Genomic DNA, 24,977 nt, shown 5'->3' with positions numbered 1-24,977 from the left:
GCGCTTCTTTATTTATGGACTTTGTTATTACTCCACAATTACCGGGAACGTTACCTGGACATCGGTTTCCCCACCCGCGTTGGTGATGTCGCCGCCAGCTACGCCGCTCGCTGATTTGTCCGGCTGGTGACGCAACACCACGGTCAAATTCCCCGAAGCCGGATTGGTGGTCGTAAAAGTGAAATTCACGCCAACCGGATTGCCGTCGGTATCAAATGGCGCTGCGTAGGCTGCCGTACCGATGCTGTTGGTGGCGCTATAAAAGAACTGGTGATCTTGCGCTTCTTCCTCGACTTCTTCGGTGATGTCTTCGGCAGGGCTAACCGTTTCGTTGAGCAAGGTTATCGATCCGTTGTAAACGGTGTTGTCGTTCAGGTTTCCAGATACTGTAATCACGGGCGCGTCCGGGCCGTCGCCATCGAGGTCGCGTGAGGTCATCACAATCGATGTTCCGCCTGCTTGCGGCGTAAGCGTAATGGTTGCCGTGGTGATTACTTCTTCTTCATTGACCGGACCGTTGTCATCATTGCTGCATGAGGTGAGTAAAGCCAAAAAGAAAACCGGTAAAAATTTCATTGATTTCATAATAGAATAATAGATTTTAATTAAAAATTGAGTTTAATCTGGAACGTAAAGTTCCTGCCGACGTCATCGGCATAATACCGCATCCTGTTGAGGTAATCGCGATATGACGTATTGAAAAGGTTTTCGATGCCCAAGGCAAGTGTAGTCTTGACTTTCGGGAATGTGTCAAGAGTCATTTGCGCTGAAAAATGCGTCAGGTTGTAAGCGCCGGGCGGACGGCTGATGTTCACCAATGTCGGCGTCGGTACGCCATCTACGAGCACGTCGGCGTAAAAATCGTTGTCCGGATACCGGTCTTGGAACAATACCCATTCGTTGCGCAGACCGAAATTCAGGTCGTGCCATTTTTGATACTTGAACCGGATTTCATTTCCCCATCGGGCCGGCGGCATGTCGATAAGCGGCTCGTCGGCATCAAGATTCTTCCCATAGACATACGCAAATGTGCCGTGATAGGTGAACGCCTCCGACACATTCCAGTTCGCGGTGACGTCCAAACCAAAAAGTTGGGCATCGGCCTGTCTGTATTCCCAAACAGGAAATGCGCCCCTGATGGTGTATTCCAGTCCTGTAGGTTGCAAATACATGAAATCGGCAACACGGTTAACGTAAGGATTCAGGTCTAGCGTCAGGTTCTTTCTCACATAGGACAATGTCGTGGACATCTTTATCGAGGTTTCCTGTTTGAGCCGCAAATCGCCCAACTCGATTTGCCCGTTTGAATGGTGCAAACCGTCGCTGAAAAGTTCCGACGGGTTCGGATTTCTCCGGCTCAGCGCCACATTGACGAACCAGTCCAAGTCGTCGGTTAACCTTAATTTTGATCCCAAGGCCGCCGCGACATTGTGGTACGAAAAAACGGGGTTGGTTTTCCATTGGGTGCCGAAGTCGCCCGTGATGATTTGGCTGAAATCGTCATTGTAGCCTTGCTCGTCCCAGCGTGATTTCAAGTAGTATTTCACCGCGTCGACATGGCTGAAGTCATACCTGACACCGGCTTCCAATTGCCACTTGCTTGACAAATCTTGGGTTGCGGTAACGTATCCGCCCACATCGATTTTGTTGTAGTCCGGGATCAATGGCCTCACGCCCGTGGAAAAACTGGCAGCATTGTTCTGATACGCGCCGCTCAGTCCGGTTTTCAGTCGGAATGCCTTGGTCTTGTCGGTGCTGAAGTCAACCAGTACGGCGTGTGTAGCCAAATCCAGGTCGAGCGCCGGGCGGTTGGCATTCTCGCCACGCCTGACATCATACTCCAACCGGTTGTTGAATTGGAAGGCATACTGCACATCCAATCGTCCCAAATGCCAGTCATGGTAATAGTTGACTTTGGCCAGATGATGTTGCACTGCTTGTTTGGGCGCACTGACGTTGTAGGTGAAGTCATTGATGATGGCAGGCTGCCCGCTGTTGATGGCATTTACCAAATCGGTTATGTTGCCAATGTGCGAGGCGCGAAGGATGCCGATTTCGGCGTTGTAGTAACTGTAGAAGAAGCCAAAACCCTCATGTTCGCCGCGCTTACCCAGGCCAAAAGAGCCATTTTTTTCGCGAATGCCCGTGTTCGACAAGACATAATCTGGTGCTTCCAAGTCGCCAAGGTATTTAAACGTGCCCTGTGCGGTCCAGTTCCAGCCGGACGTGTATCCTTTAAAAACAGACGCCGAGGCGCTACCGCCGCGCCCATTGGCTGCCGAATTCAAGATGGCGCGTCCGTACAAGGTGTCTTTCACGGGAATTTTCGCCGGATCAACCAAGATGACACCGCCAATGGCATCGCCGCCATATTGCAGGCCGGCCGCACCTTTGATTACCGTTACAGATCCAGCCGTATTGATATCCAGATTGGGCGCGTGCTCTAAACCCCATTGCTGGTCTTCGAGCCTGACGTTGTTATTGAGTACTACGACGCGGCTGCTGTGCAACCCGTTGATGACTGGTTTCACGACTGTACTGCCCGTTTTTAATGACGAAACGCCGCTGACTTCGCGGACCAAGTCGCCCAAAGAAGCACTGCTGTATTTTTCAATGTCGCGCGTCCTGAGTGTTTGCTTGGGTTGCACAGTGGTCTGCTTGCCAGTCGAAGAAATGACTACGTCGCCTAATGCCGAAATGTCCACGTCCATGAAAAAGTCAACCGTCAAATCGGCGAACACCTCGATGGTCTTTGTTACGGTTCGGTAACCCACAAATGATGCGGATATGACGTGTTTTCCTTTCGGCAACGTCAAGGAAAAATAGCCGTTTTCGTCTGTGTTCACGTAAGTCGTGCCTGCGTGGATGTGGCATCCGGCCAAACCAGACTCTTTATCGGTGCTGACGCGGCCCGACACGGTAAACTGTGCAAATGATACATGATTGCCTCCCCAAAATAATAGGAAAGCAAGCGCTAAATTGTAACGCATGGGTAAATGAAATTAATGAGAATATTCCCGAAAGCGATTGGGTCAGTTCATCATTAATGAAGGCGGGCCGCGATGGGCAAAAAGGCTGCCGCGGAATGCGGGATTTACGTCTTTCGTATAAGTCGCCGCATACGCCGAGTGGACAAACGGGATCTTATGCGAAAACGATAAAATTGGCGCAGACAGGAATTGGCTGAAAGTAAATTCACACGAGTAGCATTTCTCCACGCCGTGATGGCTGTGGTTCACTTCGGTCTTCCCGACGGCGTACTGGTGTTCGCAGTGTTTGACCGACATTTCCTTTTCCAAGTGATGCAAACCGTCCAATGACGGATACAGCACCGCAAACAGGAACGCGCCCGTCAGGAAAAATTGCCATATGGTCAGTTTATTTTTCAAACCGAAACAAAAGTAAAGGAATTACACCCCTTATTTGGATAAATTAAATAAAAATTTAGATTTGCAGCCTAAACAAAATCACCCTACATGAAAAAACTATTTCTTTTGGCGTTGCCATTTATCCTGTTCTCTTGTAGTTCAGACAGCGATTCATCAAGTTCATCCGGAGGATTGGTGTACATCTCCGGAAAACTTGACGGCACGTCGTTCAATTACAAATTCAACAACAACGAATCAGACGAATATTTCTACAGCTTTTTGACCGGTTTCGATGGCGAAGGCTTTGACCGCTGGTACTACTACGGCGGAACCATGTATACGGCATCATTGTCTCCGGCCATTTCCATCGCTTGGGACAATATGGTCTTTACCGACGATGAAAGCGTGGAAACAGCGACGTTTTACGATGCATTCGCCGACACCCCGACCAATTATCTCACACAGGCGCAACTGGATGCAAATCTGCGCGGCGTGGACGTGCAATACGAAGACAACGGCACGTTTTACAACACGTCCTATGGCAGCCAGGCAGGTAGTACATTTACGGTAAGCAGCGTCACCGAAGATACTGATCCGGACGGATTGCTTCAGGCCGTAACCGTAAAGGGAACGTTCAGTTGTAAAGTGTACAACTCGGAAGACCCGACAGATTTCAAGACCATTACCGACGGCAAGTTCAAACTGATTCTTCAGGAGTATAACTAAAAGAAAAGAGCGCGCGGCGCTCTTTTTTTATACGAGTTTGTTTGCGACGAGGTATTCGGCAATCTGTACGGCATTGGTGGCGGCGCCTTTGCGCAGATTGTCAGACACGATCCACATGTTGAGCGTGTTGGGCTGGCTTTCATCGCGGCGGATTCGGCCCACGAAAACATCGTCTTTTCCTTCGGCGTAAATCGGCATCGGGTAAGTGAACGTGTCTGGGTTGTCCTGGACCGTTACGCCCGGGGTTTCGTGCATCATTTTGCGGACGTCGGCCACGTCAAAATCTTTGGCAAATTCGATGTTCACCGATTCCGAATGCCCGCCAACGACCGGAATCCTGACGGTCGTAGAAGTAACCGCTATGGCGTTGTCGCCCAGAATTTTCTTGGTCTCGCGGATCATTTTCATCTCTTCCTTCGTGTAATGATTTTCTTCGAACACGTCGATTTGTGGAATGACATTGCGATGGATCGGATATTTATACGCCATTTCGCCTTGGATGCCAGCGTATTCGTTCTCGAGTTGCTTCACGGCTTTCACGCCCGTTCCCGTTACCGATTGGTAAGTAGACACCACAACACGCTTGACACCATATTTTTTATGCAACGGCGCGAGCACCAAGACCATTTGTATCGTAGAACAGTTCGGGTTCGCGATAATCTTATCAGAAGCCGTCAGCTCCGAAGCGTTGATTTCCGGCACGACGAGCTTCTTGGTGGCATCCATGCGCCAGGCAGATGAATTGTCGATGACCGTTGTGCCCGCCGCGGCGAATTTCGGCGCCCATTCCTTAGATGTGTCGCCGCCCGCAGAAAACAGCGCGATTTCAGGCTTCATGTCAACGGCAGTCTGCAGCCCGACGACTTTGTATTTGGTTCCTTTGAATTCGATTTCCTTTCCGACGGATTTCTCCGATGCTACGGGAATCAACTCCGTCACCGGGAAATTTCGCTCGGCCAAGACTTTCAACATGATTTCGCCGACCATTCCGGTAGCGCCAACGACAGCAACTTTCATAAAAGAGGTTTTAGACGAGCACAAAATTAGGCAGAAATTTAATTATAAATGGGCAAACAAGCCCAAAAAAGAAAACCGCCCAAGGGTTCGGGCGGTTTGGTTAGAATATGTAATGTAGCGGATTATCTGTTTTTTAGCGCATCGCGGATTTCCATCAGCAACTTTTCTTCGTTGCTCGGCGCTGGTGGTGCAGCTGGTGCAGCCTCCTGTTTCTTTCTCATGCTGTTGACGCCTTTCACCAACAGGAAGATAACGAATGCGATGACGATGAAGCCTATCACAGCGCCGAGGAACTTTCCGTAAAGGATGCCGCCGTCGGTCTTGAGCTGTTCGATATTTTCCAGTTGTGCGGCCTTCAGTGCCGGTGTAAGAAGCGCCGGTGTAATTACATCTTCCACCAACGAAGTGACGATTTTTCCAAAAGCAGCGCCGATGATGACACCGACGGCCAAATCCATGACATTGCCTTTGGCAACAAACTCTTTAAATTCTGACATCATGCCCATAGTAAAATGTTTTTAGGGTTAAAATTTTTGTGCTACAGTAAATCGAATGTAGTTAAAATTTTTAACATTTCACTATTCCCGATAAAAAACCCTTTTCACCCGCTGCGAAATCGACGTCAGGATTTCATACGGAATTGTGCGTAGTTTCTCTGCCATCTCAGTCACGCTCGGGCTTTCCCCGAAAATAATGACCGCATCGCCTTCGCGGCAGTCAATTCCGGTGCAGTCAGCCATGAGCATGTCCATACAAACGCTGCCTACGATTGGCGCCCTTTTTCCGGAAATCGTGACATAGCCGTTGAGGTTGCCCCAGTGGCGCGAAATCCCATCGGCATAACCGATAGGAATCGTGGCAATTTTCGTGTCGCCATCGGCCATGAACCGGCGTCCGTAACCCACGCTTTCGCCTTTTTGGATGGTCCGCAATTGCGAAATGACCGATTTGAGCGTGCCCACTATTTCCAAGTGTTTCTGTTCGGTGGCGTCGTTTGAGATTCCGTACAAGCCAATGCCGAGTCGCACCATGTCATATTGCGCCTGCGGATAATGTTCGATACCCGAAGTGTTTAGGATGTGCCGTATCGGACGGATGTTGAGCGCTTGCATCAGCTGTAGCGACAGCTTTTCGAACAAATCAATCTGTGCGCGGGCAAAATCATCATGCGCCAAATCATCGCTTGTGGCCATGTGCGAGAGGATGCTTTTCACGTTCACCGATTCCGTTTTCGATAGGATTGCGATTAATTCCGCCATGTGTTCGGCCTCAAAACCCAATCGGTGCATCCCGGTATCTATTTTAATATGGATCGGGAAATGCTCCAGCCTGCGTTCGTCTGCCAGGGCGATAAAAGCCTTTAAGCCTTTGATACTGTAGATTTCCGGTTCCAACCCGTATTGTATGATCTGCGGAAAACTCGTCGATTCGGGATTCAGCACCATAATAGGCAATTTGATGCCGGCATTTTTAAGCGAAATGCCTTCGTCGGCGAACGCCACGCCCAAGTAATCGGTTTTGTGGTGTTCGAGCAGTTTCGCGATTTCAAACCCGCCGTTGCCGTACCCGAAGGCTTTCACCATGACCATGAGTTTGGTTTCCGGACGCAGTTTCGAGCGGTAATAATTCAGGTTGTGGCCAATGGCGTTGAGGTTGATTTCCAGTACGGTTTCGTGCGTTTTCTCTTCCAGCAGCGCCACGATTTTCTCGAATTCAAACTGCCGCGCGCCTTTCACCAAAATGGTTTCGTTGCCAAAATCGAGCGTGTCGAATTGCGCTAAGAATTCCTGCGTCGATGCAAAAACAATAATATTTTCGAAGGTATTCTTAAACTGCGAAATGGTTTGCCCGATGCCGATCACGCGCCCGATCTTGTTGGATTCCACGAGTTGCGACACCTTTTTATAGAGCTGTTCGTTGGCTAGTCCGCTTTGGAAAATGTCCGACAGGATAACGGTTTTCTTCGCATGGTGTTTCTGGCTTTCCAAGAAATCGAGCGCAATCTTAAGCGACTGGAAATCCGAGCTGTAACTGTCGTCGATGACCGTCGTGTTGTGGATACCGTTCTTGACCACGAGCCGCATTTCTACCGGATAAAGTTGTTGCATCCGGCGGCCAATGGTATCGGCATCGTAGTTCATCCAGAGCAAAACCATCAGGCTGGAAATGGCGTTTTCGATGGAAGCCGAATCAGCCAGCGGAATTTCCACGGATAGGTTCTGGTTGCCGCGACTGACTTCTAGTCGGGTTTTGGCGGCCGAAACGGTTTTGGAAATGAGCACATCGGCCCGCGCATCGGTAAAACTCCAAGAAAAAGTCCTGGTGGAAACGTGCGCGTCAACCGCTGGATCCTTTTGGTAAATCAATACGTCTGCGTTTTCGAACAGCTTGAGTTTTTCGACAATTTTTTCTTCTTCAGACTTAAAACCTTCGTCGTGCGCCGTTCCAACATTGGTCAGAATCCCGATGGTTGGTGAAACGATTTGCGCCAGTTTCTCCATCTCGCCGGTTTGCGAAATCCCGCATTCGAAAATGCCGAGGTTGTGTTTCTCATTGATGCCCAACACAGACAACGGCACGCCAACCTGCGAATTGTAGCTTTTCGGGCTTCGGATGACGTTGTAGTCCGGCGACAGCAGGAAATTCAGCCATTCCTTGACGATGGTTTTTCCGTTGCTGCCCGTAATCCCGATGACCGGAAACGAGAATTGGCTTCGGTGCCAGGCCGCAAATTGTTGCAACGCCAACAGTGTGTTGCCCACCAAGATAAAGTTGGCGTCATTTTTTACCGATGTTGGAATGTCTGAAACGACGAAAAAACGGACGCCCTTGGAAATGAGGTCAGGAATGAAATGATGCGCGTTGTTGTTGGGGCCAGACAGCGCAAAAAACAGCGTGTGCGCATTGTTCTGCAAAGAACGACTGTCTATCGATATGTTGTCGATGGTGGCCTCGATGTCGTCGCCCAACCAAGTCGCGCCCAGGATTGGAATGATATTTTTTACCGGAAACGCCAACTCAGGATTTGGATTTTTTCGTGGCAACCGGTTCCTTCTCCACATCGATTTCCTTGGCCGAATTGGTCCACATCGCATTGAAGTAAGCCGCGCGGCTGAGCGGTTCGTATTCCTCGGTTTCGCCCAGCAAGACCAAGTTGTCGCTGGATGATTTCCTGAAACTATAGTTGGCCAGGTTTCCGGTCCGGGTGCAAACCGCATGGACTTTCGTCACGTATTCGGCTGTGGCCATAAGTGCAGGCATCGGTCCGAACGGGTTGCCCTTGAAATCCATGTCCAGTCCGGCCACGATGACGCGGATACCGGAATTCGCCAGGTCATTGCATACCGCCACGATTTCGTCGTCGAAAAATTGCGCCTCATCAATCCCAACGACTTGGCAACCTTGCGCCAGGATGCGGATATTGGCCGCGGCAGGCACGGGCGTCGAGCGGATTTCGTTGGCATCGTGCGACACGACCATTTCGTCATGGTAGCGCGTGTCAATGGCCGGCTTGAAGATTTCCACCTTCTGCCTGGCGAATTGTGCCCGCTTCAAACGACGGATCAATTCTTCGGTCTTGCCCGAAAACATGGAGCCGCAGATGACCTCGATCCAGCCGAATTGCTCTTTGTGGTTGACGGTATTTTCGAGAAACATTTTTCGGTTTTCAGTCCTTAAAAAAGGAATTGTTTTCTTTACTTTGTAACAGTATTTTTGATGCCGAAAATCATTATTTTTAGCACCGAACCAAAAATAGGAAAATTTACCACGCCTTAATCGCCCACAAGCCTAAAACCATGAAAAAAAAGCTCGAAGCCGAACTCATCTCGATTGCACACCGCATCCTGAAACTCAAGAATAAATCGGAATTGGATCAGCTTTACCTCGAAACCCAAAAATTGTATGAGAAACTGGCTGTCCTGAAGTTTGTCGAGGAAAATTTCAGCGACTTGCAGCCTACCATTGGCCGCACGGAAGCCGAAGACATCTTAGCTACTGCTTTCGAAGAAAAAGAGAGTGCTGAAACGGCCGAGGATAAGCCAAAGCCTGAAGAGGATAAAGACCAAGAAAAGGAAGAAGAAAAAATCCAGGAACCAACGACGCCAGAAGAAGAAAAATTGGCTTCGGATGCGACGCCAAATGAGCAGGAAGTCGACGAAGTGGTTGCCGAAGCCGAAGAAATTGCGGAAGCACCAACAGAAGAGCCGGAAGCCGCGCCAGCGATGGAAACCGATGACACGCCCGTAGTGGAAGTCGGCATCGATTTCCAGGAGCCGGAAACCAAGCAAGAAATCGCGGCCGCCATGCCCGAAGTCAAGCAGGAAGATTTGTTCAAGCCGAGTTTTGAATGGACGTTCGACAATAAAACTGAAGAAACTACCGAAAAGCGGGCCGAAAACGAGACACAAACCAGTGCGGTTGCCTTCGAAGACTTGTTAGGCGAAGGTTATAAAGATTCGGTATTTGTGAAGCCGGAAGACGAAACTGCCGAAACCGACACGCCGGCCGAAGACAACCGCGTAGAACCTGCGTTTTCGGAACCAAAGCCAAACGTTATCCCGATTACGAGCCGCGAGGACAAAGTGCCTGTTTTTAAAATGAATCCGGAAACGGCTTTGGGCGACCGGATGTCTAAAGGCATCACCGTGGGCTTGAACGACCGCATCGCATTCGTGAAAAACTTGTTCAACAACAGCAACGAAGACTACAACCGCGTGTTGTCACAACTCATCACGTTCAATTCATACGCCGAGGCGCAGGATTTCATTGCGCACATGGTAAAGCCCGATTACAACAATTGGGATGGCAAGGAAGAATTCGAGCAGCGGTTCATGGAAGTCATCGAGAAAAAATTCTCCTGATGAAAAAGGTCGTTTTTGTCGGGATACTCGGCCTGGTTTTTTCCTGCGAACGTGTCAAGGAAAAGGCAAGCGGCGCAATAGACTCTGGCGCGCAGGCGGTTGGCCGTACGGCTTCGGACGTCGTGAACAACATCGACAAGGGCATTTCGGAAAGTGCCGCGCTCAACATTGAATTGTCGGACGACCTGAAAAAAGACGGCTTGTCTTTCGGGAAGTATTATTTCAGCCACGACAAAGAAGGCCACGAAAACATCCTCAGCCTGTATTTGATTACCGATAAAGACTTCAGCAAAGACTTGTCGTTAAAGCTCTTCGACAAGAAAGGCGTGGAAATGGGCCGCACATCACTAAAGGTTTCCCAGAAAAAAGGACAGGCGGCATACCATGATTTTGTATTCGACCCGAAAATCAGGTTTGAATACCAAGGCAAACTCATCATCGAATAATGGGCAAATTATACCTCGTCCCGACGCCAATCGGCAATTTGGAAGACATGACCTTCCGCGCCATTCGCGTCTTGAAAGAGGTTGATTTGATTTTGGCCGAAGACACGCGCACCAGCGGCAAACTCCTCAAGCATTTCGAGATTGCCACGCATATGCAATCGCACCACATGCACAATGAACACAAAACCGTTGACCATGTGGTTTCCCGATTGAAAGCAGGCGACAACATCGCGTTGATTTCTGATGCCGGCACACCCGCGATTTCCGACCCCGGATTTTTGCTCACCCGTGCAGCACTTGAAAACGGCATCGAAGTGGAATGTTTGCCCGGTGCCACGGCATTTGTTCCGGCGCTGGTCAATTCCGGCCTGCCCAATGACCGCTTCGTCTTTGAAGGGTTTTTGCCCGAAAAAAAAGGCCGCCAAACCCGTTTTCTGCAACTGGCCGAGGAAACCCGTACCATGATTTTTTACGTGTCGCCGCACAAGTTGGTCAAGACGCTGTCAGAGTTCGTACAGTATTTCGGAGAAGACCGACCGGTTTGTGTGTCGCGCGAACTCTCGAAACTCCACGAGGAAAATGCCCGCGGCACGGCCAAGGAAGTGCTGGCGCATTTTGAGAAGAAAGGGGTAAAAGGCGAAATCGTTGTGGTAGTCGCCGGCAAATCGAAATAACAGTATTATGGAACACTTCTCCACCCGCGACATTATTGTCGAAACCGTAAACAAACTGTTTGTCTATACCGACAGGCAGGATTGGACCAAGCTACAAGACGAAGTTTTTGCCGCCGATGTGCTTTTCGACATGTCTTCGCTTGGCGGTGAAAAGCGAACCATGCCAGCCCGCGAAATTTGCGAAATGTGGCAGAAGGGTTTTGAAGGGATTGATCAGATCAACCATCTGGCGGGCAATTATCTTGTAACGATTACCGCCAACCAAGCCGACGTGTCTGCTTATGCGACTGCGACCCATTACAAAAAAGCGGCAGTAAATGGCGTGCGGGAATTCGTTGGGACGTATGACATTCATTTGGTGTTGCAGGAAAACGGCTGGCGCATCGATCAGTTTCGGTACAACCTGAAGTACATGAACGGCAATTTGGAGTTGACCTAAATTTCCAAATCCACAAACCTGAAATCTTTCCCGCTGAACAATCCTTTGTCGGACAACTTCAAATCCGGAATGACGAGCAATGCCATAAACGATAAGGTCATAAACGGCGCGTGCAACGTGCTGCCGAGCGACTTGGCCATGACGTCGATTTCCTGATACAACCGCCCGGTTTCCCAGCCGTCTTTCTCTGAAATGATGCCGGCCACGGGTAATCCCAATACTTTTTTGGTGTCGCCATCAACGGCGCAAACACCGCCTGAGTGCTCGATGATGAGGTTTACGGCGTTGCAGATTTCTTCGTCGGAAGTGCCCACGGCGACAATGTTGTGGCAATCGTGCGCCACCGAACTGGCAATCGCGCCTTTTTTCAGCCCGAAATTCTTGATGAATCCGATGGCCACCGGCGCGTCCTGATAGCGGTTCACGACCGCCATTTTCAGGATGTCGTTTTCGGTATCGGAAACCAAATGCCCGTGTTCTATTTTAGGTTTCGCATGGATTTCATTGGTGATGAGCTGGCCTTCGAGCGCTTCGATGACCCGGATCTTATTTCCGGAGCCGGCAATCGCAAAGTCTTCCATCCGCTTTTTGCCGATGTTAAAATTATTGGGTTTTTCGAATGTGACCGGCGCAATGAACGATTTCCCGTTTTCGGCGACCAATTCACCGTTGATGTAGGTTTGAACAACCTTGAAATGCGTCAAATCTTCCACGACAACGAAGTCGGCCGGATCGTTTTCGCGTAGCAAACCCACTTGCATATTGTAGTGGTTCACTGGATTGACACACGCCGCTTGCAACACCTTGAAAACGTCGACGCCTTTGGCAACGGCGCGGGCGCACAACGCGTTGATGTGGCTCACGATTAAATCGTCGGGATGTTTGTCGTCGGAACAGAACATCATGTTTTCAAAATGCTCCGGGAGCAGCCCGATGAGCGCGTCGAAATTCTTGGCGGCGCTGCCTTCGCGGATGAGCACTTTCATGCCCAGCGACAATTTTTCGGCGGCTTCGGCTTCGGCGAAACACTCGTGGTCTGTAGAAATGCCGGCGGCTACGTATTTCTGTAGCGGTTCGCCGCGCAATCCCGGGGCGTGTCCGTCGATGGGTTTTCCGGACGCTTTGGCGTATTCGAGTTTTTTCAGGACTTCGGCATCGTCGTAAATCACACCGGGGTAATTCATCATTTCGGCCAGGTAATAAATGTCGTCGGAAGCCATCAATTGCTTGATTCCTTCGGCGTCGATGACCGCACCGGCGGTTTCAAACGACGTGGCCGGAACGCATGACGGCGCACCGAAATGAAACTTCAGCGGAACTTTTTTGCCGTTGTCGATCATGTATTGTACGCCTGGAATGCCGAGTACGTTCGCGATTTCGTGCGGGTCGGATATCGTCGCGACCGTGCCGTGGATGACCGCGAGCCGCGCAAATTCGGACGGCGTGAGCATGGAGCTTTCAATGTGGATGTGTGCATCGACGAAACCGGGCAAAATGTACTGTTTTCCCGTAATTTCTTTTGGTTCGATGGACGTAATTTTGCCGTTGGCGACGGTGATTTCGCCCGAAAAGATGCGCCGATTCTGGATGTCGACGATTTGGCCGCTGATTTTCATGTGAGGAAGTTGAGAAGCAAAAATAGGCAAGCGCCGCGAATTCAGGATCAAGAATTGAATATTCGTGAATTCGTGGCGGAAATTGAATTAATTTTGAACCATGCGCTGGACGTTAAAACCACAACCCAATCCCAAGACCGTTTCTGAATTGATGCAATCGCTGAACGTAAGCGAAATCGTGGCCTCATTGCTGGCCCAACGCGGCATCGAGACGTACGAGCAGGCGCGGCTGTTTTTCAGCCCGACACTGGATGATTTGCACGACCCGTACCTGATGAAAGACATGGACAAAGCCGTGGCGCGTATCCAACGGGCGATGGAAAACGGCGAGAACATACTCGTGTTCGGCGATTATGACGTGGACGGCACAACGGCGGTGGCTTTGGTGTCTTCCTACCTAAAAACCATTTACGCGAATGTGGATACGTACATTCCGGACCGCTACAACGAAGGTTACGGCGTGTCTAGGCAAGGCATCGATTACGCCGATGACAATGACTGCAAATTGATCATCGCGTTGGATTGCGGCATCAAGTCTGTGGATTTGGTGGCGTACGCAAAATCCAAGGGCATCGATTTCATCATTTGCGACCACCACCGGCCGGGCGATGAACTGCCCAGTGCAGTGGCGGTGCTTGATCCGAAACGCGACGACTGCGATTACCCTTACGATGAACTGTGCGGCTGCGGCGTGGGTTTCAAGTTGGTTCAGGCGCTGGGCGGAACGTTCGGCCACACGATAGACGACCTGATGCCCTACCTGGATTTGGTGGCCACCGCGATTGCCGCCGACATTGTCCCGATGACGGGCGAGAACCGCATCCTGGCGAAATTTGGACTGGAAATCATCAATTCAAGCCCGCGTCCGGGGATTGCGGCGCTGATGCAGCAACAAAAGAAATCAGCCTTCAGCATTACCGATGTGGTCTTTATCCTGGCGCCGCGCATCAACGCGGCCGGACGCATCAAGCATGGCAACGAAGCCGTAAAATTGCTGACCGAATTCAACCTGGAACAAGCGGCGCAATTTGCGTCGGAAATCGAAAAATACAACGCTGAGCGGAAAGGACTCGACAAGCAAATTACCACTGAGGCATTGCGGCAAATAGCGGAAAACGGCGAGCAGGATCGGTTTACGACTGTAGTTTACGATGAAAGCTGGCACAAAGGTGTGATTGGAATCGTGGCCTCACGGTTAATCGAGACACATTACCGCCCAACGATTGTATTCACGAAAAGCAACGGGAAACTGGCGGCATCGGCTCGTTCTGTAAGGGATTTCGATATTTACAATGCGCTTGAAGCGTGTGCGGGCCATCTCGAACAATTCGGCGGGCATATGTATGCGGCAGGTATGACGATTTCTGAGGAGAATTTCTTAACATTCAAGGATGCGTTTGAAACCACGGTACGCGAGACGATTCCTGACGAATTGCGCATTCCGGAAACCGTCATCGATGCGGAAATAGACTTAACGAAAATAGATGACAAACTGTTGCGTATCCTGAAGCGGTTTGAACCGTTTGGGCCGGAGAACATGACACCGGTGTTTCTTACCAAAAAGGTGAACGATTTTGGCTACGGAAAAACCATAGGAGAAGACGGAAAACACTTGCGGCTCTTTGTTAAGCAAGGAAATTCGGAAGGTTTTGCGGCGATTGGTTTTGGGTTGGGAAGCAAGTTGGAACTGGCGACGTCAAAAAAGCCGATTGATATTGCGTACGCGCTGGAAGAAAATGAGTGGAATGGCGCGGTGAGTATCCAGTTGCGGTTGAAGGATTTGCGTGCGGCAGAGTAGTGGTTGCGTTAGGGATGGAAGCGATTGTTTGAGCTCTTGCTAAACCCAAAAGGTTTTTTCTAAACCTGTGGGGTTTGCAAAGCGAGTGCGGACAGCCCGGGCCGGAGGCAACGCCCTACTGCTTATATTCTTTCAATTCGAAATGTTCACCGTCGAAAACACCGTAGGTGAAGTAGCCAATCCAGTCGCCGAGGTTGATGTACGTAGCGTTTTCCTTAAGTTTGATGACCAGCGGCAAATGACGGTGCCCGAAGACGAAGTAGTCATAATGCTTGGTTTCGAGCTTGCGTTTGGCATAACTCACGAGCCATTCGTTGTCTTCGCCCAGGAATTTTACATCGGCTTCACCAGAAATCAGTTTGTTTTTTACCGAAAGATATTGCGCGAGTTTTACGCCCCAATCCGGATGCACCCAACGATAGAGCCATTTGGAAAACGGGTTCGTGAAGACTTTCTTCATGCGTTTGTAGCCCTTGTCGCCCGGGCCTTTTCCGTCGCCGTGGCCAATCAAAAAAGTCTTGCCGTTAAAGGTGTATTCCTGGTTGTCGTGATATACGGGAATGTTGAGTTCTTTCTCGAAATAGCCCGACATCCAAAGGTCATGGTTGCCGACAAAGAAGTAAATGGGAATGCCGCTGTCGCGGATTTCGGCCAACTTGCCGAGTACTCTTACAAATCCTTTTGGAACGACTGTTTTGTACTCGAACCAAAAATCGAAAAGGTCGCCCAAGAGGAAAATGGCTTCGGCGTCATGCCGGATTTCTTCAAGCCAGGCGACAAACCTTTTTTCGCGCGGGAAACTCGCTTCGGGCGTGGGCGCGCCAAGGTGCTGGTCTGAGGCGAAATAGATTTTTTTAGGGTTGGAAAACGACATCCGGTGCATTAAAAAGCCAAAGATAATCAAATTGTTTTTGGGTTTTGGATTGCCGGAAAATGTTAATCTCAACAAGAGTTAAACTTTTTTGAAATTCTTACAGATATTTTGTTAAATTTGGGTTCCCTATACTTTCCCTACAGCAATTAGCTTTATTACCAACAACCAAAAAAATTTCATTTATGATGAAAAAGACTACTCTATTGGTATTGTTTCTCCTACTTTCCTTAGTCGGCTTTGCACAGCCCGCGTTTCAGGAAGGTTTTGAGAGCGCAAACCCGCCAGGCTCAAGTTGGGATTTGGGCACGACGGGCTTGGGTTCAAATGGCCTTTGGGCCATTTTCGACAATGGCGTCGGTTTGAACCAAAGCTGGACAATCAATACCGCGGTCACTACGCCGCCAACCGTGTGCGCCGGCGTGCAATCGGCCTACATTAACCGCGAAAATATCGGGGCAGGCAACGTGGGCCAAGACTTTTTGGCCACACCGCTCATTACGCTTCCGGCGAATGCGCAACTTCGGTTCGTGACCCGGACGACGATTTCCGGCGATCAATTGACCAAGTACAAAATCATGTGGGCGCCCGCTTCGGCAGCCCAGAACAACCCAGCAGCTTATACGCTGGTGCAGGAATTCACAGAGGTGAATCTTACTGCGATATTCAACGTTTGTGAGGAGAAAGCGGTGAGTTTGGCAGCACATGCCGGCGAGCAAGGTTACATTGCCTTTGTACGCGAGTATTCCCAGCCCGATGCCGGACTCAACGGTGACCGTTGGCTCGTAGACGATGTCAGGATTGACCAGCAGTGCGGCAACCCATCGGCATTGGCGGCGGGAACCATTACGCAGGTTTCGGCCAATTTGAACTGGACGGCGCCGGCAGGGCAGACCCAGTGGGAAATTGCCATTGTGCCTTTTGCTGATGCACAGCCTACCAGTGGCATCATCATCAATTCAAATCCTTACACGGCAACGCAAACCACGACGCCGGCTGGAATCAATTTCACGCCGACGACACAATATAAGTATTGGGTACGGGCGGTTTGCCCTTCGACGTTTACCAGCGACTGGGTCGGGCCGTTTGCCTTCACCACGTCGTCGCCGGGCTTAACGTGCGATTCCCCTATTGTGGTCTCGACCTTACCTTACCTCACGACGGACAATACGTCGAATTATTCAGACAGTACCGATGCGCCGCAAGGCAACTGCGCCGGCACGCCGAATAACTTCATGACTGGAAACGACGTGTTTTATTCTTACACGCCAACCGAGGACACGACAATCAGCATTGCGATGACGCCACAAGGCAACTGGTCGGGCATTTTTGTATACGATGGATGCGCGAACGTAGGCGTGAATTGTGTGGCGAGTGTCGCCAACAACACCTCAAACGTCCGCGAGATTGAGTCTTTGGCCGTTACCGCCGGGCACAACTATGTGATTGTGATTTCGACCAATTCAGCGCCGCAAACCGTGGGCTATACACTTTTGATCCAAGAGTTGAATTGTTTGCCGCCCACCAATTTGAGCGCAGTGAGCACAGGCCCAACGAGCGCAGCGCTTTCCTGGGGCAATCCGGGCGGCGCGACTTCATGGGAAGTGTTCGTGCAGTTGCCGGGTGAAACCATCCCGGCGTCTTCTGGATTGACGGTAAACGCCAACACTTCGGTGCCTGTAACGGCACTCGCTACCGGTACACCACTCACGCTCGGATGTTATCAGTATTGGGTGCGTGCCGACTGCGGCGACGGCACATTCAGCCCTTGGGAAGGACCGTATCCGTTTTGTACAACAAATTGTTCGTCTGGATGTAATTACACGTTTGTCATGACCGACACATTCGGTGACGGCTGGAATGGCAATACGTTTACAGTCACGCAAGATGCTACGGCGACCGTTATCGGCGATACGTTTACCAATGGCGCCGGACCGGTAACCGAATCGGTGACATTGTGCGAGGGCGGTTTTACGGTGACTTGGAATGCTGGAGGAAACTTCCCGACCGAAGTAGGATTCAGCATCGTCAACTCGTTCGGACAAACCATTTTTACCTATGGACCGGGCAACAACGAGCAAGGCCAATTGGTGTACACCGGAAATGCAAATTGCGTTGATCCGCTTTGTTTGCCACCGACAAACCTTTCGGCGAGCAGCCCTGTTACGGGAGGCGCCACTTTGACCTGGATCGCGAACGGCCCAACGCCGACTGCTTGGCATATTTATGCAGTTCCTACGGGCGGTGCGGCACCAACGGCTGCTACGGTGCCAACGGCGGTAACCACCGACAATCCTTATAACATTACAGGACTTGATCCTGATACAGAATATACGTTCTGGGTTCGCGCAGTTTGTTCAGATACCGAGAACAGCGAATGGTCTACTGACACCGGTGAATTCCTGACGTTGCCGACTTGTCCGAAACCAACGAACCTTCAAGTGAGCGGCATCGATATGACGCAAGCCAACATCAGTTGGACGCCTGGTGGTTCGGAAACCCAATGGCAGATTATTTATTTGCCGGCAGGTTCGGCGCCACCGGCTGCGGACAACCCAGGCTGGACAGACGCGACCAATCCGACGACCTTGACCGGTTTGACATCGGGAACATCTTACGACGTTTATGTCAGGGCGGTTTGTAGCGTGGACGATATCAGTACCGCTGCTGGTCCGCTTACCTTTAATACCAGTATTTGTCCTGCTGCAGACCAGTGTTTATACACGTTTGTATTGACCGATACCTTCGGCGACGGCTGGAACGGCAATACGATGGCGGTCATTCAGAACGGGATTACCGTAGCCACGCTCGGCGAGACCTTCACGACTGGCAACGGCCCAATAAACGTTCAGGTGCCAATTTGTAACGGTGTGGCCTTCCAACTTTTCTGGAACAATGGCGGCGCATTCGCGAATGAAGTTGGTGTTACCATCACATCATTCCTCGGCGAAGAAATCTTTTCACACGACCCAGGCTCCAATTTACAGGGTACTACATTATTCAACGGAACGGGTGAGTGTGTTGCCCCAACATGCTTGAAACCTACAGGGGTGACCGTGACGCCAGACCTGGACTCGGCGGTCATTTCCTGGACAGACAACAATACACCGGCTGCTACGCAGTGGGAAGTAATCATACTTCCGGCCAACGCACCGCCACCGTTGCCTACAGATAGCGGAACACTGGTAAGCACCAATCCATACACCGCAACGGGATTGACATCGGGCACCAATTATGTGGCTTATGTCAGGGCGGTTTGTTCGGATACCGACAGCAGTTTCTGGAGCAACGGCGGGGCATTCAGCACACTGGTCTGTTTGGCGGCCAACCAATGTTTGTATACGTTTACGATGACCGATACCTTCGGTGACGGCTGGAATGGCAATACCATGGCGGTTATCCAAAACGGACTCACCGTGGCCACAATAGGGTCAACATTTACAACGGGCAATGGTCCGGTAACAGTACAAGTACCGCTTTGTAATGGCATTCCATTCGAGTTGTTCTGGAATACCGGCGGCAACTTTGCCAATGAAGTAGGTGTTTCCATTACCTCTTTCTTAGGTGAAGCAATCTTTACCCATGCGCCTGGGGAAAATCTCCAAGGCACGACGCTTTATGAAGGCATGGGCGAGTGTATCCCGCCAACATGTTTGAAGCCGACCAATGTCATTGTCTCGAACATTTTGCTCGATTCGGCAGTGGTAACGTGGACGGACAACAACACACCGTCGGCCACCCAGTGGCAGATATTGGTGTTGCCAATTTCGGCACCAGCTCCGGCACCAACAGATACCGGCACGGTAGTGACGACGAATCCATACACCTTGACGGGCTTGGATCCGGCGACGCAATACACGGTTTATGTCCGTGCGGTTTGTTCGGATACCGACAGCAGTTTCTGGAGCCTCGGGACAGATTTCAACACCTTGGCTTGTCTGCCGAACAACCTTTGCGACTATACTTTTGTGATGGTAGACAGTTTCGGCGATGGCTGGAACGGCAATACCATGAACGTCACCCAGAATGGTATCATCGTAGCGACTTTAACGGGTCCAATTTTTTCCGATGGCACAAACCCGGTTTCACTTACACTTTCCTTGTGTAATGATGTGCCGGTTGAATTGTTCTGGAATACTGGCGGTTCCTTCGCGACCGAAGTTGGGGTTTCCATCGTCAATGCTACGGGAACAACCATATTCACCCACGCGCCTGGAACCAACCTGCAGGGTACGGAACTTTTCTCTGGAACAGTTACTTGTATCCCGCCGACTTGTCCTAAACCGGTGCAACTTGCGGCAAATAACGTTACTGAAACATCCGCGTTACTGAGTTGGACGGAAGCAAATACCGCCACGCAGTGGGAAGTCATCATCTTACCGGCTGGTTCGCCCGCGCCGGGCGCAAGTTCAACTGGAACCGTGACCACAGACAATCCGTATCTGGCTACTGGCCTCACGTCAGGAACTTCATACGTATTCTATGTCAGGGCAATTTGTTCAGACACCGATGTAAGCAACTGGGCCGGGCCGCGGCCTTTCGCGACACTTATCACCAATGACGAATGCGACACAGCAACCGTTGTTCCGGTAAACCCAGACCAATCGTGCGCGCAGACTGCGTCGGGAACTTTGGTTGGTGCCACCGCTTCTGCGTTAGCGAATGACTGTGGCGGCACCGCCGATGACGATGTTTGGTATACGTTTACCGCGACTTCTACTGCGGCTTCAATTGATTTGACGAACATCCAAGGCTCGACCGCAGATTTATTCCATGTCTTGTATCAGGGCGACAGCTGCGGCAATTTGACCCAAGTGTATTGTTCAGATGACAACCAAAGCATCGCAACAGATTTGATTCCGGGTCAGACCTATTTTATTAGGGTATATTCTTGGACTGGGCAACCGGGTCAGACATCGACCTTTAATGTGTGTATCGGAACCATTCCGCCGCCGATTTTAGTGAATACGACACAGTATACGGTGCCTGAATTGGTTACCGAGGTGTTGTTGAGTGAAACTTGTGCCACAGTAAGTAATGTTACTTGGTCCACAGGCACGGCTACCGAAGATTTCGGTGGGCAATTCGTAACACCGAGTAGCGGTATAGGTTACTTTGAGCAAAATGGCTCTTCCTTTCCATTTGCCGACGGCGTAATCCTCAGTACCGGATCTGCGGCCAATCTTTTTTATCAGACCAATCCTGATGAAATCGCCATTCGCGGTGCGGCCGGCCCTAATGAAACGACACAGAGTTTTACTGCTGATAATTGGCCGGGTGATGCCGACCTTGAGGACATTGTAGAAGCCCAGGGGCAATTTGATGGAACGAATAACGCATCCGTACTTGAATTTGACTTTGTTCCATTGGTTAACCAAATGAGTTTCAATTTCCTTTTTGCGTCTGAGGAGTATGGAGTATTCCAGTGTTCATTCTCTGATGTTTTCGCATTTTTGCTAACTGATTTGGATACAGGGATTACTACTAACCTCGCGGTGCTGCCTAGTACGACGGTACCAATATCGGTGACCACCATACGCGATAATCAGTATAACGATGCCTGTGAATCGGCAAATCCGGAATATTTCGGCAATTTCTACGATGCACCGGGCCTCGAACTTGGCGCGCCTATCAATTTCAACGGAACGATAGTGCCATTGACTGCTTCATCCGCAGTAATACCAGGACATCAATATCATATCAAAATGGCGATTGCGGATTATCGGGATACGGCTTTTGATTCGGCTGTATTCCTGCAAGGTGGCAGTTTTGGTATCGGAAACATTGGTCTGGGTGACAACCTTTTGGAATCGACAGGAAGTGCGATTTGTGCGGGCGGAACCGCTACGCTCTCTACAGACTTGGATCCGGAGTTGTATGATTTCCAGTGGTTTGATGCTTCTGGTCCGATTGTCGGCGCGACAGACCCAACTTTGACGGTCTCTGTCGAGGGAACATATACGTTGCATGTTAATTTTACAGGAACGACGTGCGAAGGAACCGATGAGATAATCGTGGAATTCTACAATCCTGTGACGCCAGCCGAACCAAACGACTTGTTTATTTGTTCTTCTGCGCAAACGGGAACTTTTGATTTGACTCAAAATACGCCTGTGGTACTCGCGACTTTGGGTACAGGCTGGACCGTCACTTATTTCCTGACGCAAGCCGATGCTGAAAACAATACCAATGCAATAGCAACACCATCCGCGTATGTGAATATTTCAAATCCTCAGACTATTTATGTCAGGGTTGAAAATAACCTGTCGGGATGTTTCGGCGTAGTGAATTTCGATTTGAGGCTGGAAGATCTCACGCCTAATTTTACCCTCCCGGCCTCGTTTAGTTTGTGCCAGGGTAATTCACAGACGATATCAGTAACGCCGATTAATTTTGATTTGGCCGATGCAACATACAGCTGGACGCAAGATACCAATCCGCTGCCGGACACATCAAGCAGTATTACAGTATCTACCAGTGGTGTTTATGAAGTGACGGTGAGTCGTTTCGGATGCTCAGCCACAGAGAGTGTTATCGTTACGGTTACACCACAACCTACCGCCGACATTTTGAACGACGTTACGGTATGCGATTCGTACGTATTGCCTGCGTTGTCTGCGGGCAACGCTTATTGGACGGGATCGAACGGTACGGGTACGCAGTTGTTCCCTGGTGGTTCGGTCACTTCGAGCCAGACGATCTATATCTGGGCGAGCCTTGGCGCGTGCAGTGACCAGAGCGACTTCGTGGTGACGGTCAACCAGACCCCTGTCCTGGGCACGTTCCAGGCGGTGACGGCATGCGACAGCTACAGCCTTCCGGCCCTTACGGTGGGTTCATATTACGGCCAGCCGGGCGGTGTTGACCCGATNACGGGTCCGATCACTTCGAGCCAGACGGTGTATGTGTATGCCCAGACGGGCACCACCCCGAACTGCTTCGCCGAGGCGAGTTTTGCCGTGACGATCAACGCGAGCCCGGTTGTGGATGTCCTTGCGGACGTGACCGATGCGTGCGACAGCTACACCCTGCCTGCCCTTACGGTGGGCTCCTACTACAGCCAGCCGGGCGGNGTGGGCCCGATCACGGGTCCGATCACCTCGAGCCAGACGGTCTACATCTGGGCGAGCAACGGTCTCTGCTCTGATGAGAGCAGCTTCGATGTGACGGTGGGCACGACGCCTTCCTTCACGGTGGATGCGGGCTGCCAGGGCTCCCAGTACGTGCTTACGGTGGTGCCGGCCAACGGCTTCGACCCTGCCGCGGCGCAGTACACATGGTCCTCGGCCGCGGGCGGTGTGATCACCGGTTCGGGCCAGAGCGTTTCGGTATCCGGCGCGGACACCTACAGCGTGAACGTGAAGGTGGGTGAGTGCGATGCCACCTTCCCTGTGGTTGTCGACGGCACGGGCTGTCTGATCCAGAAGGGTATTTCCCCTAACGGCGACGGGCAGAACGACTACTTCGACCTTGAGGGCCAGAACGTGACCAGGCTTCAGATCTTCAACCGCTACGGCATGGTGGTCTACAGCAAGGGGAACTACACCAACCAGTGGCAGGGCCAGGACGATTCGGGCGACGAGCTTCCGGACGGTACGTATTACTACGTGATCGACCGTGCCCAGGGCGAGTCCAGGACGGGCTGGATATACATTAACCGCGAGAGAAACTAAACTAGCAAAAGGGGTCCCCGGGAAGCCGACCGCCTCCCGGGGCCTTACATAAAACACATACACATGAAGAGATTATACATCACGGCCGTCCTTGCGCTGTTCGCCCTTACGGGAGGCCATGCGCAGCAGGACCCGCACTATACGCAGTACATGTACAACATGAGCGTTATGAACCCGGCCTATGCGGGTTCGAAGGAAAGCATCTCGGGGGGTCTTCTCTACCGCAAGCAGTGGGTCGAGATCGAGGACGCCCCGACCACCGGCACGTTCTTTTTGCACAGCCCCGTTGGGCGCAACGTTGGGCTTGGGCTCTCGCTGATCAACGACAGGATCGGCCCTGTTGAGGAGACCAACATCTACGCCGACTTCTCCTACACGCTGCAGTTGGGCGGGGAGCACCGCCTGGCCTTCGGCATGAAGGGCGGTGCGACGATGCACAAGGTGGACTTCGCGACGATCTACCCGACGCTCCCCGATGTGGGTGACGGCGTCTTCGGCGGATCCAACCCGAGCGAGACGTTCATGAACCTTGGCGCGGGGATGTTCTATTATACGGATAAATACTACGTGGCCTTCTCGGTCCCGAACATGCTCAAGGCGAAGTACCTGGACTACAACGGGGTGAGCTACGGCGGTGAGGAGCTGCATTATTTCCTCACGGGTGGTTATGTCTTCGACCTCTCCCCGGTATGGAAGCTCAAGCCCTTCGCCATGGTCAAGACCTCCTTCGGGGCTCCTGCCTCCGTGGACCTTTCGCTCAACGCGATGTACAACGACCGCTTCGAGCTGGGTGCGACCTGGCGCCGTGAGGATTCCTTCGGTGCGATGGCGACCTTCGCCATCACCCCCCAGCTTCGCATCGGCTATGCCTACGACCACATCATCTCGGACCTTGACGTGGTTACCCCGGCCTCGCACGAGGTGATGCTGCTCTTCGATGTGAACCTCTCCAAGAAGGTGTCGCGCTCACCAAGGTATTTCTAACATAAAACAAACGCAAGGATGAAAAGACTATATATCATATTCTCCCTGGCCCTTGGCAGCTTTGCCCTGACGGCCCAGAACAAGGATACCGAGAGGGCCGACAAGCTCTTCAACCGCTTCGAGTACCTCGATGCGGCGGCCGAGTACCAGAGATTGGTGGAGGACGGCAAGCAGGACCCGTACGTCTACCGCCAGCTGGCCGAGAGCCACTACAACGTGTTCAACTCCAAGGAGGCCGTGCGCTGGTACGCCAAGGCGACCGAGACCGATCAGGATGCCGAGACGTATTACCGCTATGCCCAGATGCTCAAGGCCGAGGGGCAGTACGAGGCTGCCAATGTGCAGATGCGCAAGTTCGCGGCCAAGGCCCCGGGNGACGAGCGGGCGGCGATCTTCCTCAAGGACCCGGATTACCTTCCGCGCCTGCGTTCCCAGGCCAAGCTCTTCGACGCCAAGCCGATGGAGCTCAACAGCGACAAGGCGGACTTCGGGGCGGTGCTCTC

The 24,977-nt window shown here is 51.4% G+C and carries 17 protein-coding genes and 1 pseudogene; 9 read left to right on the top strand and 9 right to left on the bottom strand.

Annotated features, from left to right (window positions below; all coding sequences use genetic code 11):
- Nucleotides 1-27 precede the first annotated feature (27 nt).
- From ACM9J1_RS12035 to ACM9J1_RS12025, 3 genes are read right to left on the bottom strand one after another with little or no spacing between them, the layout of a single operon-like run.
- The gene (locus tag ACM9J1_RS12035) at nucleotides 28-576 is read right to left on the bottom strand and encodes a type 1 periplasmic binding fold superfamily protein (protein ID WP_415582302.1); all 549 of its coding nucleotides are present in this window, start codon (nucleotides 574-576) and stop codon (nucleotides 28-30) included.
- 29 nt (nucleotides 577-605) lie between these two features.
- Nucleotides 606-2,990, bottom strand: coding sequence for a TonB-dependent receptor (locus ACM9J1_RS12030; RefSeq protein WP_415582301.1), 2,385 nt, complete (start codon nucleotides 2,988-2,990; stop codon nucleotides 606-608).
- 42 nt (nucleotides 2,991-3,032) lie between these two features.
- Nucleotides 3,033-3,389: a hypothetical protein gene (locus tag ACM9J1_RS12025; protein ID WP_415582300.1), complete on the bottom strand. Its 357-nt coding sequence runs from the start codon at nucleotides 3,387-3,389 to the stop codon at nucleotides 3,033-3,035.
- An 87-nt stretch (nucleotides 3,390-3,476) separates the two neighbouring features.
- Here ACM9J1_RS12025 and ACM9J1_RS12020 point away from each other — a divergent pair, with 87 nt between their 5' ends.
- The gene (locus tag ACM9J1_RS12020) at nucleotides 3,477-4,094 is read left to right on the top strand and encodes a hypothetical protein (protein ID WP_415582299.1); all 618 of its coding nucleotides are present in this window, start codon (nucleotides 3,477-3,479) and stop codon (nucleotides 4,092-4,094) included.
- Between the two features lie 27 nt (nucleotides 4,095-4,121).
- Here the strand turns inward: ACM9J1_RS12020 and ACM9J1_RS12015 are convergent, their stop codons facing one another.
- The 4 genes from ACM9J1_RS12015 to ACM9J1_RS12000 form a co-directional block, all read right to left on the bottom strand.
- Nucleotides 4,122-5,111 (bottom strand): aspartate-semialdehyde dehydrogenase, encoded by a 990-nt coding sequence (locus ACM9J1_RS12015; protein WP_415582297.1) that lies wholly within the window; start codon nucleotides 5,109-5,111, stop codon nucleotides 4,122-4,124.
- A 122-nt stretch (nucleotides 5,112-5,233) separates the two neighbouring features.
- The gene (gene mscL / locus ACM9J1_RS12010) at nucleotides 5,234-5,617 is read right to left on the bottom strand and encodes a large-conductance mechanosensitive channel protein MscL (RefSeq protein WP_415582296.1); all 384 of its coding nucleotides are present in this window, start codon (nucleotides 5,615-5,617) and stop codon (nucleotides 5,234-5,236) included.
- 72 nt (nucleotides 5,618-5,689) lie between these two features.
- Complete coding sequence (locus ACM9J1_RS12005) at nucleotides 5,690-8,173, bottom strand: bifunctional UDP-N-acetylmuramoyl-tripeptide:D-alanyl-D-alanine ligase/alanine racemase (protein ID WP_415582295.1); 2,484 nt, start codon at nucleotides 8,171-8,173, stop codon at nucleotides 5,690-5,692.
- Nucleotides 8,130-8,768 (bottom strand): thymidine kinase, encoded by a 639-nt coding sequence (locus tag ACM9J1_RS12000; protein ID WP_415582294.1) that lies wholly within the window; start codon nucleotides 8,766-8,768, stop codon nucleotides 8,130-8,132. Before ACM9J1_RS12000 ends, ACM9J1_RS12005 begins: the two co-directional genes overlap by 44 nt.
- Nucleotides 8,769-8,908: 140 nt before the next feature.
- Here ACM9J1_RS12000 and ACM9J1_RS11995 point away from each other — a divergent pair, with 140 nt between their 5' ends.
- From ACM9J1_RS11995 to ACM9J1_RS11980, 4 genes are read left to right on the top strand one after another with little or no spacing between them, the layout of a single operon-like run.
- The gene (locus ACM9J1_RS11995; protein WP_415582293.1) at nucleotides 8,909-9,973 is read left to right on the top strand and encodes a hypothetical protein; all 1,065 of its coding nucleotides are present in this window, start codon (nucleotides 8,909-8,911) and stop codon (nucleotides 9,971-9,973) included.
- The gene (locus ACM9J1_RS11990; protein WP_415582292.1) at nucleotides 9,973-10,419 is read left to right on the top strand and encodes a hypothetical protein; all 447 of its coding nucleotides are present in this window, start codon (nucleotides 9,973-9,975) and stop codon (nucleotides 10,417-10,419) included. The genes ACM9J1_RS11995 and ACM9J1_RS11990 overlap by 1 nt, the downstream gene beginning before the upstream one ends.
- Nucleotides 10,419-11,093, top strand: coding sequence for a 16S rRNA (cytidine(1402)-2'-O)-methyltransferase (gene rsmI / locus ACM9J1_RS11985; protein WP_415582291.1), 675 nt, complete (start codon nucleotides 10,419-10,421; stop codon nucleotides 11,091-11,093). The genes ACM9J1_RS11990 and rsmI overlap by 1 nt, the downstream gene beginning before the upstream one ends.
- Before the next feature lie 7 nt (nucleotides 11,094-11,100).
- Nucleotides 11,101-11,532 (top strand): nuclear transport factor 2 family protein, encoded by a 432-nt coding sequence (locus tag ACM9J1_RS11980; RefSeq protein WP_415582290.1) that lies wholly within the window; start codon nucleotides 11,101-11,103, stop codon nucleotides 11,530-11,532.
- Here ACM9J1_RS11980 and ade read toward each other — a convergent pair.
- Nucleotides 11,529-13,148 (bottom strand): adenine deaminase, encoded by a 1,620-nt coding sequence (gene ade, locus ACM9J1_RS11975; protein ID WP_415582289.1) that lies wholly within the window; start codon nucleotides 13,146-13,148, stop codon nucleotides 11,529-11,531. The two genes, ACM9J1_RS11980 and ade, sit on opposite strands and share 4 nt — an antisense overlap.
- 100 nt (nucleotides 13,149-13,248) lie before the next feature.
- Here ade and recJ point away from each other — a divergent pair, with 100 nt between their 5' ends.
- Complete coding sequence (gene recJ / locus ACM9J1_RS11970) at nucleotides 13,249-14,946, top strand: single-stranded-DNA-specific exonuclease RecJ (protein ID WP_415582288.1); 1,698 nt, start codon at nucleotides 13,249-13,251, stop codon at nucleotides 14,944-14,946.
- 115 nt (nucleotides 14,947-15,061) lie between these two features.
- Here recJ and ACM9J1_RS11965 read toward each other — a convergent pair whose 3' ends face one another.
- Entirely contained in the window at nucleotides 15,062-15,820 is a 759-nt protein-coding gene (locus tag ACM9J1_RS11965; protein ID WP_415582287.1) for a UDP-2,3-diacylglucosamine diphosphatase, read from the bottom strand.
- A 182-nt stretch (nucleotides 15,821-16,002) separates the two neighbouring features.
- Here ACM9J1_RS11965 and ACM9J1_RS11960 point away from each other — a divergent pair.
- The 3 genes and pseudogenes from ACM9J1_RS11960 to ACM9J1_RS11950 form a co-directional block, all read left to right on the top strand.
- Nucleotides 16,003-22,688, top strand: a pseudogene (locus ACM9J1_RS11960) (fibronectin type III domain-containing protein); the annotation flags it as partial.
- Between the two features lie 202 nt (nucleotides 22,689-22,890).
- The coding region (locus ACM9J1_RS11955; RefSeq protein ID WP_415582286.1) for a gliding motility-associated C-terminal domain-containing protein at nucleotides 22,891-23,490 on the top strand (600 nt) is incomplete at its 5' end.
- Nucleotides 23,491-23,553: 63 nt separating this feature from the next.
- The gene (locus tag ACM9J1_RS11950; RefSeq protein WP_415582285.1) at nucleotides 23,554-24,474 is read left to right on the top strand and encodes a PorP/SprF family type IX secretion system membrane protein; all 921 of its coding nucleotides are present in this window, start codon (nucleotides 23,554-23,556) and stop codon (nucleotides 24,472-24,474) included.
- Nucleotides 24,475-24,977 lie beyond the last annotated feature (503 nt).

It is taken from the genome of Flavobacterium longum (assembly GCF_965137575.1).
Classification (GTDB): Bacteria; Bacteroidota; Bacteroidia; order Flavobacteriales; family Flavobacteriaceae; genus Flavobacterium; species Flavobacterium longum.
The sequence above is the reverse complement of the archived record's forward strand: the minus strand, read 5'-3'. Positions and strand labels throughout refer to the sequence as shown.